Origin of the sequence: Neobacillus solisequens (assembly GCF_051233465.1) — a bacterium.
Classification (GTDB): domain Bacteria; phylum Bacillota; class Bacilli; order Bacillales; family Cytobacillaceae; genus Neobacillus.
In genome coordinates this window covers 1-15,371 of the sequence record NZ_JBKFGJ010000002.1, presented here as the reverse complement: position 1 = coordinate 15,371, position 15,371 = coordinate 1, and the positions used below count along the sequence as shown (strand labels likewise).

The 15,371-nt window shown below is 37.7% G+C and carries 15 protein-coding genes; 2 read left to right on the top strand and 13 right to left on the bottom strand.

The window, feature by feature from the left end; genetic code table 11:
• Positions 1–15: 15 nt before the first annotated feature.
• Both ACI3K6_RS00490 and ACI3K6_RS00485 read right to left on the bottom strand, forming a co-directional pair.
• Positions 16–279, bottom strand: a complete 264-nt coding sequence (locus tag ACI3K6_RS00490) for a hypothetical protein (RefSeq protein WP_435553265.1) — start codon at positions 277–279, stop codon at positions 16–18.
• A 343-nt stretch (positions 280–622) separates the two neighbouring features.
• Entirely contained in the window at positions 623–1,573 is a 951-nt protein-coding gene (locus ACI3K6_RS00485) for a DUF2515 domain-containing protein (protein ID WP_435553845.1), read from the bottom strand.
• A gap of 215 nt (positions 1,574–1,788) precedes the next feature.
• Here ACI3K6_RS00485 and recU point away from each other — a divergent pair, with 215 nt between their 5' ends.
• Complete coding sequence (gene recU, locus ACI3K6_RS00480; protein ID WP_435553264.1) at positions 1,789–2,397, top strand: Holliday junction resolvase RecU; 609 nt, start codon at positions 1,789–1,791, stop codon at positions 2,395–2,397.
• Between the two features lie 35 nt (positions 2,398–2,432).
• Positions 2,433–5,015 (top strand): PBP1A family penicillin-binding protein, encoded by a 2,583-nt coding sequence (locus tag ACI3K6_RS00475; protein ID WP_435553263.1) that lies wholly within the window; start codon positions 2,433–2,435, stop codon positions 5,013–5,015.
• A gap of 19 nt (positions 5,016–5,034) precedes the next feature.
• On the opposite strand, the gene ACI3K6_RS00470 is transcribed toward ACI3K6_RS00475, so the two are convergent.
• From ACI3K6_RS00470 to ACI3K6_RS00420, 11 genes are all read right to left on the bottom strand, one after another.
• Positions 5,035–5,391: a YpoC family protein gene (locus tag ACI3K6_RS00470; RefSeq protein WP_435553262.1), complete on the bottom strand. Its 357-nt coding sequence runs from the start codon at positions 5,389–5,391 to the stop codon at positions 5,035–5,037.
• The gene (gene nth, locus ACI3K6_RS00465) at positions 5,384–6,046 is read right to left on the bottom strand and encodes an endonuclease III (protein WP_335478170.1); all 663 of its coding nucleotides are present in this window, start codon (positions 6,044–6,046) and stop codon (positions 5,384–5,386) included. Before nth ends, ACI3K6_RS00470 begins: the two co-directional genes overlap by 8 nt.
• Positions 6,047–6,117: 71 nt before the next feature.
• Positions 6,118–6,816, bottom strand: a complete 699-nt coding sequence (locus ACI3K6_RS00460) for a DnaD domain-containing protein (protein ID WP_435553261.1) — start codon at positions 6,814–6,816, stop codon at positions 6,118–6,120.
• Positions 6,817–6,945: 129 nt separating this feature from the next.
• Positions 6,946–8,136 (bottom strand): pyridoxal phosphate-dependent aminotransferase, encoded by a 1,191-nt coding sequence (locus tag ACI3K6_RS00455; RefSeq protein ID WP_335478166.1) that lies wholly within the window; start codon positions 8,134–8,136, stop codon positions 6,946–6,948.
• Between the two features lie 28 nt (positions 8,137–8,164).
• Positions 8,165–8,641 carry a cell wall elongation regulator TseB-like domain-containing protein gene (locus ACI3K6_RS00450; RefSeq protein WP_335478164.1) on the bottom strand — a complete coding sequence of 159 codons (477 nt, stop codon included), beginning with the start codon at positions 8,639–8,641 and terminating at the stop codon, positions 8,165–8,167.
• Positions 8,642–8,749: 108 nt separating this feature from the next.
• Positions 8,750–9,595, bottom strand: coding sequence for a ComEC/Rec2 family competence protein (locus ACI3K6_RS00445; protein ID WP_435553260.1), 846 nt, complete (start codon positions 9,593–9,595; stop codon positions 8,750–8,752).
• A gap of 46 nt (positions 9,596–9,641) precedes the next feature.
• Positions 9,642–12,449, bottom strand: coding sequence for an ATP-dependent DNA helicase DinG (gene dinG / locus ACI3K6_RS00440; RefSeq protein WP_435553259.1), 2,808 nt, complete (start codon positions 12,447–12,449; stop codon positions 9,642–9,644).
• Between the two features lie 110 nt (positions 12,450–12,559).
• Entirely contained in the window at positions 12,560–12,943 is a 384-nt protein-coding gene (gene panD, locus ACI3K6_RS00435) for an aspartate 1-decarboxylase (protein ID WP_435553258.1), read from the bottom strand.
• A 26-nt stretch (positions 12,944–12,969) separates the two neighbouring features.
• Positions 12,970–13,818, bottom strand: coding sequence for a pantoate--beta-alanine ligase (panC, locus tag ACI3K6_RS00430; RefSeq protein ID WP_435553257.1), 849 nt, complete (start codon positions 13,816–13,818; stop codon positions 12,970–12,972).
• Positions 13,815–14,651 (bottom strand): 3-methyl-2-oxobutanoate hydroxymethyltransferase, encoded by an 837-nt coding sequence (panB, locus tag ACI3K6_RS00425; protein WP_435553256.1) that lies wholly within the window; start codon positions 14,649–14,651, stop codon positions 13,815–13,817. Before panB ends, panC begins: the two co-directional genes overlap by 4 nt.
• 530 nt (positions 14,652–15,181) lie before the next feature.
• Positions 15,182–15,371: hypothetical protein (locus ACI3K6_RS00420; RefSeq protein ID WP_435553255.1), on the bottom strand; the 190-nt coding region annotated here is incomplete at its 5' end.

Here is a 15,371-nt window from a genome sequence, read left to right as displayed (position 1 = left end):
CTTTTCTTTATCCCTTTAATAACCCATTTTCAGCTTTAGCGTATTGGCTGATTGAGGTGAAAGAACCCTACCATCTGTCACTTGTTTATTATTCCATTTGGCTTCCATGTTTGTAAGTTTTGTTACTACATTTGCAACTTTTATCTGCTCTTCCCTTTTCATTCTTACTCGTTGCTCGGAGAAAGAAGCTTCAAGTGCTAACTCTAAACATTCCAATTGATTATTAATCCCATTTAGCATCGCTAACAGCTTCTCTTTATCAGTCATTCGTCCACTCATTTTTAAGACCCTCCCCGCAGATAATTACGTTATTAATTCTATCTTTTTCATACACTTCCTTCCTGCTTGACAAAACTAGAAGTGATTCGTCAAAGAAAGCGTCCATTTGGCATGTACTTTTTTTCATTCGACAGAAACATCCGAATGAAAATTTGCATTACCGCACATGATAAAATTGGAGGTGGAAATGATGACGAAAAAGAATAATCAAACTAAAAAGCAAGCTGGACAATCACAAACAGAACAACGGGTTGGATATGGCGATAAAAAGCTAGAGGGACCAAATCGGCCAGCAGAATAAGCAAAATTTTTAAAGCAAGGGAAAATACCCTTGCTTTTTCTCTTATTCCCACTTCTTTAACTGTAAGGTTTGGTGGAATGACTGCAACAGTTGAAGTTGATAGGCTTTATTATAGTACCAATCCGTTAAATGAATAGGATGGCGATGACGGGCGGGACCGTACAGCCATGTTGGAGAAACCATCCGATGTTTACTCCAATCAACAGTAGCCCTTTGATGATGTTCAACAATTGGAAAAGTCAATCTAAGAATTGGCGTTTTCCCAGGTGTTTTTAATTTAAAATATTGTTCATAATCTGACCTAGATCCGGTATGAGGGGTTTTCTCGGCAAACTCAAAAAAATAAGGGTATAACCGAGGATGAAACAGAATGCTAGCTAGCCTTTTTCCAAGGTTAATTCTTTTAGACAAACTCCTAAAGCCATTCACACTTGCTCCATACACCTCTCCCCCGCATGTTGGAAATAATACACAACTAAAATGTAGCCAATCTTGAAAGTTAAATAAAAATGAATGGAACACCTTCTTCTGATAGATGGGATGTTCAATCACCGGGGTTTGAATGACATTTTGCTCATTAATAATTAAAGCAGTTGTCAACCGATTTTGGTCTTTTTCTTTCCAATATCGAATCCATTCTTTTTGAATAAAAGAAGAAACCTCAAAATAAGGTAGTAAGTGAAACAAAGGGCGGCCTGATTTCGTCGAATATTGGTAGAGCAGCAATTGCGGGAATACATCATGAAAAATAAGCCAATTAGCCCTTTCATATGTTAGAAACAGCTGTTTTCTAATTTGGGGTGATAATAATTGTCGAAAAGTGGACCCTTCCAAATCACACATATTCCACCCCCCGTTCCGTGAGACCATACTGGCGAGGAAGGACCACAATATATCCGAATTCTTTTTAAAATATGTAAAATAGGCATTCGTTCTTGAGATATTATCCTTATTTTTAAGGTCCGTTTCAGTTTTAATTTGACGAATGATCATTTCTTCGTGTATGGTAATGGGATTCATATGATTTTGATCATCCCTTTAAGTTAATAGTTTATAAGTTAGAGGTTATTGGTGTGTATAAAGAAGCATTTCTTTTCATGTGAGGATTAGTACAATTGATATTAGGGTTTGCTAGGTATCAAATATTATTCACCCTATTCTGCTTAGATTTGTTATCATAAGGTATGTTATAAAGAGGTGTACATATCATGAGTGTTAATTACCCTAATGGAAGAAAGTTTGTACGAAGGAAACAGGAAGAATCAGTAAATAATACCAAAAAGAGTACCTATAGTAATAGAGGGATGACGTTAGAAGAAGATTTAAATGAATCGAATGAATATTATCGTAACAGAAAAATTGCTGTCATCCATAAAAAACCTACACCGATCCAAATTGTTCAGGTAGATTATCCGAAGCGGAGCGCAGCTGTAATTAAAGAGGCCTATTTTAAATTAGCCTCCACTACCGATTATAATGGAGTATATAATGGAAAGTATGTTGATTTTGAGGCAAAGGAAACCATTAACCCAACCTCATTTCCATTAAAGAACTTCCACCAGCATCAAATTAGTCACATGGAGGAAGTAGTTGGTCAGGGAGGAATTTGTTTTGTAATCATTCGATTTACTAAATGGGATAAAGTCTTTTTACTTGAGGCAAAGCATTTATTTATCTTTTGGCAAAGAATGTTGGATGGTGGCAGAAAATCCATCACTAAAGAAGAAATAGAAGAGGTTGGCCACCACATTCCACTAGGATTTCAGCCAAGAATTGATTATATTAAAATATTAGAGAGACTTTACTCTTTTTATTGAGGGAAATGAATGATTTGAAAGGAAGGAATTTCAAAATGGCAGATCAATACCAATCTAGGGAGGAGCGCCGAAAAAATCTCCAGGCAAAAGGCCAACAAAAAACTAAGAAAAAGCCACGTGGACTATTTAAAAAAATTCTACTCTTTTTGGTTATCTTTGGTTTCATTTGTTTAGCTGCTGGAGTTGGCACTTTCGCCTATTTAGTGAAGGATACACCTGCACTTGATCCTAAATTACTAAAAGACCCCATTCCTTCAAAGATTTTAGATAAAAATGATCAAGAAGTGACAGAGGTTGGAGCAGTCAATCGGGAATATGCTAATTATGCAGATATTCCAAAAGTGGTTGAAAACGCAATATTAGCTACCGAGGACTACCGTTTTTACCAGCATCATGGGATTGATCCAATTCGCTTAGGCGGTGCGATTTTAGCAAATTTTCAACATGGCTTTGGTGCTGAGGGAGGAAGTACGATCACTCAACAGGTCGTTAAAAACTCTTTCCTGACCCATGAAAAAACGTTAAAGCGTAAAGTGCAAGAAGCATGGCTTGCCTATCAACTTGAGCAAAAATATACAAAACACCAGATTTTTGAAATGTATGTTAACAAAGTGTTTGTTTCTGAAAACAGTCACGGAATTGCCACTGCAGCCAAAATTTATTATGGAAAAAGCTTAAAAGAATTAACATTGGCGGAAGCCGCGCAAATTGCCGGTATGCCACAAAGTCCTAACAACTATAATCCATTTACCCATCCAGATTTGGCAGAGAAAAGAAGAAATATCGTATTAAGTCTGATGCATCAACATGGTTATATTACCAAACAGCAAATGGAAGATGCGATGAAGGTTTCGGTTAAAGACGATGTGTTAAAACCCGAACAACGTAACGTAAACGATAAACCATTTGACCCATTTGTCGATGCTGTCATAGATGAAGTTAAAAAAAATACGGATTTTGATATTTTTACAGATGGATTAATCATCCATACTACCTTGGATAAAGATGCTCAAACCTATGTGGATGGACTATTGAATACGTATGATAATATACCATTCCCTGACGATCAGTTTCAGGCTGGAGTGGCCTTAATTGACACCAAAACGGGTGAAATTCGTGCCCTTGGCGGTGGCAGAAATCCACAGGTTGCCCGAGGGTTTAACTATGCAATTGATACGAAAAGACAGCCCGGTTCCACGATAAAGCCTGTTCTGGATTATGGTCCCGCTATTGAATATTTGAACTGGGGAACATATCAAATGATTGAAGACAAACCAATTACCTATTCAACCGGTAAAAAGTTTGGCAACTGGGACCAGTCTTATAAAGGTGCCATGACGATTAGAACGGCCTTGCAGCTTTCAAGAAATACACCTGCTGTCCAGGCGCTTCAGCAAGTCGGTCTGGATAAAGCGAAAGAGTTCGCGGTTAACCTTGGCATTCCTTTAAAGGAAATTTATGAATCCTATGCCATAGGTGGCTTTGGCGGCAAAACCATTGGTGTCTCCCCTCTTGAAATGGCAGGAGCCTATGCGGCTTTCGGTAATAATGGAATTTACAATAAACCGCATGCTGTCGTAAAAATTGAATTGCGTGATGGAACTGAGATTGACATGGCTCCAAAGCCTAAAGTAGCGATGAAAGATTCAACTGCGTTTATGATTACAGATATGCTAAAGAGTGTGCTAGTTTCTCCGGGTACAGGTACAAGAGCCAGTGTTCCAGGCTTACCAATCGCCGGAAAAACAGGTACAACCAATTACTCAGAGGAAGAAATGCGACAATGGGGAATTACTAGCAGTAAATCAGTCCCAGACTCTTGGTTTACTGGATACACCACGAATTATACAGCATCCATTTGGACTGGATACAGTGACCGTAAAAACCCCATTACAGCAGTAGGAGACAATCAAAGAATCGCTCAATTAATCTTTAAAAATTTAATGACTTATGTGTCCAGGGACGTTACAACACCTGATTTCACCATGCCTAGCAGTGTTGTAAAAGTTAAGATTGAAAGAGGTACGATGCCGCCTGTCCTAGCTAGTTCATACACACCAGACAGTATGGTCACAACAGAGTATGCTGTTAAAGGTCATATACCAAAGGCTGTATCCGAAAAATATAAAAATATCGATTCACCTACTAACGCGAATGCAAAATATGATGAAACAAATCAACAAATCAACTTGACCTGGAGTTACAATAGCTCTGGAAGCAACCCAAAATTTGAGGTAACCTATAGCGATGGTAAAAATACGAAAAAGGTTACGGTTTCAGATAAAAGCTTAACCATTCCTGCAAATCCAGGAACTAAATACTCGTTCTCGATTGTTGCCATAGTGGATGGTCGAACAAGTAATGCAGCTTCTGCATCCGTTGAAATTCCAAGTCCGCAAAATGATCAAACCGGAAATGTAGAAAACGGTAATTCAAACGGAAATAACAATGGAAACGGGAATAACAATAATAATAATAATGGCAATGGGAATAGTGGTAACAACAATAATAATAATGGCAATGGGAATAGTGGTAACAATAATGGGCCTGGTCAAGGAAACAGCGAAACTCCCCCTCCTACAACAGGAGGACAAACAACAGGTACAAATGGAACATAAATTGAAAAAACGTCCAGAATTATGGTCTGGACGTTTTTCTTTGGATATTTTTTTTGGCCAACTGCTTTTTTTGTTCTGTCACTAATTCTGATAATTGGCGATAGGAATGATGTAGCTTTGGTCTGGACATGATAAACTTTAATCTTTCCTCTAGATTAACAGGCTTCCACTCAAGCTTCTGATATGGGATCGAAAATTGATCGCTATAGGGTTGATTATTGGCTACCATCAAGAATTCAATGAACAACTGTATTCCTTTATCCATCAATTTCTTTGCTTCTATTTGGTTTCGTTCACGGAATGATTTCTCAATAGATGGTTGTATTCCTTCCCATTCCTTGAGGATGCTAGAAATGATGTTCATTTGGTCATCCATTTACTTCCGCAGCCCCTTTCATTCTTTTCTTCCCTTCACGGCAAAGTTCCAATAATGGACAGCTAGGGCATTGGGGATTCTGTGCTTTACAATGATACCTTCCAAAAAAAATTAATCGATGATGGGTTTTTGACCATTCTTCTTTCGGTACCTTCCTCATTAAAGTTTTCTCAACTTCTAGCACAGAGTCTTTCCACCGACATATACCTAGACGTTTGCTCACCCTTTCTACATGGGTATCGACGGCAATTGCCGGGATATCGAAAGCAACGGAAACCACCACGTTAGCCGTTTTCCTTCCTACTCCAGGAAGTTTTGTCAATTCATCTCGATCTTTGGGTAATTCTCCCCCATATTCCTCCAATAGTAATCGACATAAGCTTTGGATGTTTTTGGCTTTATTGCGAAAGAGTCCAATAGAGCGAATGTCATTTTGTAGTTCCTCTAATGTGACACTTAGATAATCCTCTGGTGTTTTATATTTTTTAAATAATTCCTTAGTTACTTTGTTTACTAATGCATCCGTACATTGTGCAGATAAAGATACGGCAATAACTAATTCAAAAGGATTGGAATGGTAGAGCTCACAATGTGCTTCTGGAAACATTTCGCCGATTTGGTCTAAACAATATCGAATTTGGGTGTTATTCAACATGACATTCACCTGCCTGGTATCGTGTAAAATGAAAATAAACGAGAGAATATTGTCCTCTCGTTAATGCCTAATTATTGCTCAAGCCAATTATAGAAAGGGACTGATGTTGAATGAGATTCCTCTCGTCCAGTAGTTTTCTGGGTTTGTTTTTGCCTGAATTTTTTTCCGTGATTTTTAGCTTGTTCGATGGTTTTAATACCGTTTTTCTTCCATTCAAATAGAATTCGATCGATATAACGGAAGTTCAATTTTCCTGACATGACAGCCTCTCGTAACGCAGCCTTTATTATAACCGGATCATGGTGGTCATCATCCATCCACATCGCAAGAGATTCGCATTCAAATGGTGATAAAGGACGACCAAATTCCTTTTCAAAACACGTATATAAATCCATCTCATCTGATTTCTTATTTTGTTCTTGGCTGCTTTTCTGGTTAGATAGAAATTGTTCAACCAGTCTTTCCCATAAAGGCTGAATAGAATATTTCTCAAATCGGATCCCTTCATGTGAATATTCTTCAATAATTTCCAAAAAACCTCTTTGCATCAATCTTCTTAGCATTTCATTGCAATCTGGAATGGAAATGGTCATTCGTGCCGATAATTCTTCTGGAGTAGGAAATTGATTACCTTTTTCTAAAAAAGTAAGAATATTTAAAAGAAGAACAAGTTCAGTCTCGTTCAAATTCAGATATCGATATTCAGAAAATAATAAGGTTGGAATAGTAATATTACCTTCTTGAAGCCAAGATAATAGAGTATCTTTCATAGTTTGGACACCTCCAAAATAGTATAACATGAACTTTCAATTTTAAGTAAGAGGATTTAGGTATCCAACTTTGGTAAGGAAAAACAAAAAGTCTGCCTGTGTGCAGACTTTTTGCAATAGATTGTTTAATTATGCTTGAACCTTAGCAGTCATAAACTGCTGTATTCTCTCGATGGCTTTTTCTAGTTGTTCTAATGAAGTTGCATAGGAAAGGCGAATATTATCCGGAGTACCGAAACCGGAGCCTGGAATCACCGCAACTTTTGCTTCTACAAGTAATGCTGCAACAAAATCATCCACATTTTCATAACCTGTCATGATTGCAGCTTCCTTAACATTTGGATACAGATAAAAAGCTCCTTGTGGTTTTACACAAGTAAAACCTGGGATCGCGATTAATTTCTTATAAATAATTTCAAGTCTTTCTTCAAAAGCCTTTCTCATTTCCTCTACCGGCTCTTGAGGTCCATTATAGGCAGCAATACTTGCATATTGTGCCGTGGTCGTTGGATTGGAAGTGCTATGGCTTGCAAGATTAGTCATGGCTTCAATAATTTGTTTATTACCGGCAGCATAACCAATTCTCCAGCCTGTCATTGAATGAGACTTGGACACACCGTTAATAATAATCGTTTGCTCTTTTAGTTCAGGAGAAAGTTGAGCAATTGAAACATGTTTTGCTCCACCATAAACTAGCTTTTCATAGATCTCATCAGAAACAATTAGAATATCTTTTTCAAGGCAGATTTTACCTAATTCCAATAGCTCCGTTGCGGAATACATAACCCCGGTTGGATTGCTCGGTGAATTGATAATAACAGCCTTTGTTTTATTGGTAATGGCATTTTTTAATTGCTCAGGAGTAATTTTAAAGTCATTTTCTTCTTTTCCATCAAGGTAAACAGGGATGCCACCTGCCAATTTAATTTGTTCAGGATAACTCACCCAATATGGAATCGGAACAATGACTTCATCACCATCGTTCAAAAGAACTTGAAATAACGTGTAAAGTGCATGCTTAGCTCCATTTCCCACAATAATTTCATTAGGGTTATAGGAGATGCCTTGGTCTGTTTCAAATTTTTTAATAATAGCTTTTTTTAATGCAGGTAAACCGGCTGAAGGCGTATATTTAGTTTGTCCTTCGTACATGGATTTTTCTGCAGCCTCTAAAATATGTTTTGGGGTATTAAAATCAGGTTCCCCTGCACCTAGACCAATAACATCGATACCTTGTTCTTTTAATTCTTTTGCTTTTGCTGTAATTGCCAGTGTTGAAGAAGGTGTAAGAGCTAACACCCGATTTGCTAATTCTACCATACCTTAATTCCTCCATTCACCTTTTCTGTCAAAGATTCTCAATTTTTTTTAGCCATTCACCGGTTTCGAAATGGATATAATAATAATTTATTAAGTTATTATCAGAACGATAATAGATCTCCCATAAGGGGATATTCTTTTCCATTCCCAACCTGACTGATATAATCTTTTTAGGATTACTCTCTTCTTTTAGTTTTTGTATAGCCTCTTGTTTGGACAAACCATTCTTGGCTTTTTTGATAATCACTTTTTTACTTTTTTCAGGTATCCAAACAATTACCTTTTCGCCTTTTTTATTTTTGCCCTCAATAACAAATACCCGCTCAAGACCGTTATAAATATGAAAGTCCTGAACCTTACTGAATTGAATCTGTTTTTTAGCAATTGTTAGGGCTTTGGCCTCCGCAGTTTTCACAGGCCCAGTAGCGTTAACATATATTTTGATCGTGGCAGCCAAGATTCCAATGAAAATAATGACAGCCAAATATATCCACTTTTTCAACATTCACTCACTTCTTTATGTAAAATACTATTCCCTATTATAACAGGTATCAATGAAACTTGCTGAGAAACTCACGCATTTTTTTAAATTTTTTCACTTCAATCCTTTAAGTTATTCCTCTTCTTCAATCGGAATCGTAATGGCCTCATATTTTGAATCGGTAAATTTAACCGTAACGGTTCCATGCCGTTTAGTAAAATATACTTCAGACCAAGTTTTATGAAGGTCATGGAGAATCTTAGGATCCGGGTGGGAATCCTCTGAGGCAAAAAGAATTGAAATTTCAGGATTTAGATATTGGATAAAGGCTTCGGACAATGACTTTTCCTCTGAACAGTTTGGAGTTTTAAACACATTTATTCCGTCCAACTTTTTGTGCATGAGAGTCTCCTCTGACTTTTCACTCAATGAAGACATTAGAAAAATGCGGTGTTTATAAAAGCGTAGTAAAAAATCCAAGCCTTCATATGGCTCATTACCGACATATTGTACTTCAGCCGTTAAATCGGGAATGGTCGTTTTTTTGGTGCCAATACCCCATACAGTTATTTGCACCTGAGCTTCCGGGTCAATATTTTTCTTAAGCCAACCTTCATTAGCAGGTGTACTAATAATTTCTTTAATGTTATATTTTGAAATAAATTTATTAAGTCTTGGGACAGCTAGGTTCTGAACATCCTTAGAAAGGATTAAAGTTTGAATTTTCTTTACATCATAAAGAGCCAACCAGTTTACCAGCTCTGCTTCAGTGTTCTTTCCGCCGGTATTTACTAAGATATTTTCGCCATTAGGGCCTTGAATTAATGTTGCCTCTCCTGCGGACAAACCTAAAAAAGTAATGGCCATTTCATGGTTCTTTAAATTTAAGTCGATATTCTCCACCTTGCCAGTGAAAGAAGCTTGGACCATAGTGGCACCTGGCATTAATAGGGCAATTAGAATCAGTAAAATTTTCATACACAATCCTCCCTTACAATTAGGATGTGTAATTTTCCAATATTTATCATAACCACGAAAGAATAATTTTGACTAATTCATTCATTGGTGCTTTTTTTATAGTAACTGGAGGGATGGATTTCAGAAAACTCTTTCCATATTGAGTATTCACGATTCTTTTATCAAAAACAATGACAATTCCCCGATCATTTTCAGTTCTGATTAACCTGCCAAAACCTTGTTTAAATTTTAGAATGGCATCGGGCAGTGAATATTCCTTAAAAGCATTTCCTCCACTTTTTTCAATGATCTGGCATTTTGCTTCAGTAAATGGCTCATCAGGAGGACTGAATGGCAGCCTTACGATGATTAAGCAGGATAGATCTTCACCGGGAATATCTACACCTTCCCAGAAACTGCTTGTTCCCATTAGAATGGCTTTGTCATATCGTTGGAAGTTTCTTGTCAACCTAGAACGACTTCCCCCGCTGATTCCTTGGGCAATTAGCACATAATCATCAAGAAAACCACTCTCCTTGATTAATTCATGTGTTTTCTTTAACATATCATAGGCCGTAAATAGAATGAGCATCCGACCTTTAGTAGCCTCTGCAATGGTAATAATATGTTCCGTTATGGCAATCACATACTCATCTAAGGAAACTGTTTTTACTTCAGGTAAATCCTCCGGAATTAAAAGTTGAACTTGCTCATGATAATGAAAGGGTGATGGGATCGTTAAGGTATGTACAGAATTTGAGCCCAGCCCCATTTCTTTTTTTATATAATCAAATGAATCATTAACGGTTAGTGTAGCAGAGGTTAGAATGACTGCTTTTTTCTGTTCAAAAAGCTGCTGCTTTAATGCAGGTGCTACCGAAGCAGGTTGTGCCATGAACGTCGTAACATTTTGCGGAGACCTCACATCCATTTCAATCCATTTAACAAAGTGGGTATCTGTGATAAAACAATGTTTAACAATCTGCCTTAGGTTATCTATTTCTTTGAGGAATAAGGCAATTTCTTCGATCTTTGTCTCCTGATCGAGTGTAAGAATTTTATGTTCTTTTTGAATCAAACCCAATCTGTTCTCAATGGAAGAATGAAAATCTTTTAAAAGAAAAATCAGTCTTTCTGCACTATGAATAAGAGCTCTTTTTTCTTTTGAAAAGTCGGTCTCTGAAAAACGAACTTTTGCCTTATAAAAGCCTTTTGTGTTGCTTTGTTGACTTTTGGCAAATATAGCGATCAATTTAAAAAATTCATCCATTTCAAAAGTAAGATCTATAACCATTTGATTTAATTCAAAGGTATGTAGAGTAGGTTCCTCTGAACTAGGGACCTTGGTTTTGATTATTTCCTCCAACTCATAAAAAAGCTGTTTTTGTTCGTACTGTCCAAATTGCCCCAGTAATAAACGAGTTGATAAATAATCAAGTGAATATCCAAAAAATCCAATGGCTGTTTTTTCAAGATGATGAGCTTCATCAATTATGACATAATCATATTTAGGTAAAACAGTTCCATTCTCTTTTAGATCACTTAACAGCAAAGAATGATTTGTAATGATTATTTCTGCCTTTTCTGCAGCCAGCTTTGCTTTATGATAAAAATCTCTTTCTATCCATTCAGGGTCACTTGGAAAGAGAGAAGGATCATTTTTAATTTTATTCCAAAAAAGAGATCCACCACTCGAAAGATTCAATTCATCCTTGTCACCGGTCTCTGTCTCCGTTAACCACACAAGAATTTGCATCTTCGTTAAAGTGCTATCATAATTATCACTTTCTTCATCCAACAATGTTTTCTTAAATTTTTTTAAATCAATATAATGGCTTCTTCCCTTTCGTAAAACGGCCGTGATTTCGAATGGAAGTATTTTATTTAATAAGGGTATTTCCTTTTTTAAAATTTGTTCTTGCAATTGAATCGTATGTGTACTCACAATGATGGGTTGATTTGTAAGCTTGGCAAAATAAGCAGCAGGTAAAAGATAACCCATTGTTTTTCCAACACCAGTACCTGCCTCAATCAAGGTATGATTGTCATTTTGAAGACTGTTAAAAACAGCATCCATCATTTGAAATTGCCCTTCTCTCGTTTCAAAAGAAGGGAAGCTATCTTTTAGCATCCTGATTTTTTCTGATTCACCATTCGGATATTGCAAATCTGTCTGATTACTAAGCAACTTTTGTTTTTCCGGTATTTTTTTCAGAGCAATCCCTTTAAAAATTTCAAAAGCGTCTGAATGCTCTTCTTCATTGAAACTTATTTCTTCTAGCATTTCTTCTAGGAATTGCTGTAAATCACTTTTTAGACCACCCGATAACGGCATCAGCCTTCTGAGTGTTACAAGTGGCAGCTGACAGAAACGTTTTATTAAGATTAAAAACAGTTCGGCGGTTACAAGTGCATCACTATCAGCTTGGTGTGGTCGGTCATGCAGCAGATTTTCTCTTTCAGCAAGGTCGGACAACTTATAGCCATCAGCTGTTGGGTATAGGATTCTGGCCATTTCAACTGTATCGAGAACTGGGCCATAGAAACCGGGGAACCCGGCCTGAATCAACTCCTCTTGTAGAAAAGAGAGATCAAATAAAACATTATGGGCAACAAAATAGGCGTCTTTTAATAAGGAATTAACTTTTGGGGCAATTTCTGCAAAAAGAGGAGCATCCTTAACCATTTCATCCCGAATCCCAGTTAGTTCTTCAATAAAAGTTGGTATTGTTTTTTGCGGATTTAGGAAAGAGGAAAATTTCTCTGTAATAACCCCATTTTCAATCACCACAGCCGCAAATTGGATGATTTTGTCCCCTTTTTTAGGGAGATTTCCCGTAGTTTCTAAATCCACTACAACAAATTTATTTTCCATTTTCATACACTCCAAAACTTCGTTCCTTAAACGGTATCACAAAAAGCGCAAAAAGAAAACTCATTGCCCGTTTTCAGTCAATTAGTAAAAAAAATCCCCAATAATGGGGATTACATAATAGTATTTGCCGGTTCAGCGTGAATTAGTTCTTTAATTCGATTATATTCATCCATGATGGCAACTTTTGGATGGTGTGTTGGGACCTTCTCTTCAGGAATCAAGGCATAGGAGATGATAATCACAATATCTCCTTTTTGGACTAGTCGAGCCGCAGCGCCATTTAAACAAATAACCCCGCTGCCTCTTTCCCCTGGGATAATATAGGTCTCTAGACGGGCACCATTGTTATTGTTTACGATCTGTACCTTCTCGTTTGCGACCATCCCAACTGCATCTAAAATATCTTCATCTATTGTGATACTGCCAACATAGTTCAAGTTTGCTTCTGTGACTGTAGCTCGGTGAATTTTACCGTTCATCATGTGGCGAAACATCTTGGTTTGTTCCTCCTCTTTATGGTTTAATCTATATCTAAAATCAAATTATCTATCAACCGTACCTTAGAGAATTTTACAGCAAGTGCGATGATAATCCTACCCTTTATTTTTTCCAGTGGTTTTAAATTAGGATAGGAATAAATATCAACATAATCAACCTCTCCATCAGATTGGTTTGTAATCATCTCTTTAATAAAAGAAATCAGCCGTGCAGGATTCCGTTCACCCATTATAATTTCCTCTTTGGCTGCTTGTAAACTTTTATAGAGAATAACAGCTTGCTCTCTTTCATGCGGTAACAGATTTACATTCCGGGAACTCTTCGCAAGTCCATCTTCCTCTCGAACAATATCAACTGGGATGAGTTCAACCGGAAAATTGAAGTCTGAAATCAAGCCTTCGATGACAGCAACCTGCTGGGCGTCTTTTTTGCCAAAATAGGCCCTAGAAGGCATCATGATATTAAATAATTTGGTAATAACCGTTGCTACCCCGTCAAAATGACCTGGTCTGGATTTACCGCAAAGGACATCTGTGCGATCCTTGACAACTACACTTACAGATGGTTCAGTTGGATACATTTCCTCCACCGAGGGAAAGAAAAGATAATCCGCCTTCTCACACTCTGCCAAAGCACGATCCCGTTCAAAATCACGAGGATAAGTGGAAAAATCCTCTTTTGGACCGAATTGAAGTGGATTGACAAAGATACTTAAAACGACAATGTCATTTTCTTTGCGTGCTTGTCTTAATAATGTTAAATGTCCCTCATGCAAAAAGCCCATGGTTGGGACAAACCCAACAGATTTTCCCTGACTCTTTTGTTTTAAAAGCTCTGCCTGCATTTCGTTTATCGTGGTGATGACGTTCATCCTTGACCTCCATAAAGCACCTTTAGTTCTTCTTCTTTCATCGTAAATGTATGTTTATCTTCAGGGAATTGCTGATTCTTCACTTCATTCGTGTAGGCTTGGATCGATTCAATGATAAATGGATTGACGGAATGATATTGTTTGACAAACTTCGGTACACGTTCCACTCCATAACCCAGGATGTCATGATAAACAAGAACCTGTCCATCCACCTCAATACCAGCCCCTATACCGATTACAGGGATGTTAAGCTCCTTGGTCACTTCCTCTGCCAACTGTTTAGGCACACATTCAAGCACGATCATAAACGCACCGGCTTCTTGACATTTTTTAGCATCATCTATTAACTTTCTTGCTGCCTCGGCATCTTTACCTTGGACCTTGTATCCGCCCAGTACTCCTACAGATTGTGGGGTTAAACCTAAATGTGAACAAACAGGAATCCCAGCACTTGTCAGGGCTGTAATTTTTTCAATTACATCATCAGCCCCTTCCAACTTAACGGCATGGGCACCTGATTCTTGAATAATTCGACCGGCGTTCATTAATGTATCTCTTACAGACAGGTGATAGGTTAAAAACGGTAAATCGGTAACAATAAATGTATCCTTTGCTCCTCGTTTAACTGCTTTCGTGTGATGGATCATATCATCAATCGTCACTGGTATCGTGGAATCATAGCCCAAAACGACCATTCCCAAAGAATCACCGACTAAAATCATGTCTACTCCGCCTTGTTCTGCAAGCTTTGCAGATGGGTAATCATAAGCTGTCAGCATGACGATTTTTTCATTTTTCTCTTTCATTTTCAGAAAATCTGTTGTTTGCTTCATACTTTTCCCTCCTTGTAATGGGGAGAGGAGATACAACGATTGAGGAGCAAATAAAAAGATCCTTCTGAAGGCAGAGGATCTTTAGCTACTCTATTACATGTTCCATCCCTCTGTCCCGGTCCGTTATACGGATCTAGGCAGAAACCTTTTTAATTGTAGTATTCCAAAAAGGTGCAGTTCCTGTAGGATACTGCCCATAAAAATTATAGAAAAATTATGCAAAAAGTACAAGTAATTTCTTTTAATAACGTTTTAATGGTGGTTGATTTGCACTCAAGGCACTTCACTCTCGGCGGCCGTTCTTCTTCAGTAAACGCAGTTAATAAATATTGGGACCGACTTCTTCAGACACCTGTGGCCTGGATTTTTTGCTTTACTGTCCGAAGTTAGAGCTTCTTCGGACACCTGTGGCCTGGATTTTTTGCTTTGCTGTCCGAAGTTAGAGCTTCTTCGGACACCTGTGGCCTGGATTTCCGCTTTGCTGGCCGAAGTTAGAGCTTCTTCGGACACCTGTGGCCTATATTTTTACTTTACTGTCCCAAGTTAGATCTTCTTCGGACACCTGTGGCCTGGATTTTTACTTTACTGTCCCAAGTTAGATCTTCTTCGGACACCTGTGGCCTGGATTTTTTGCTTTGCTGTCCGAAGTTAGAGCTTCTTCGGACACCTGTGGCCTGGATTTCCGCTTTGCTGGCCGAAGTTAGAGCTTCTTCGGACACC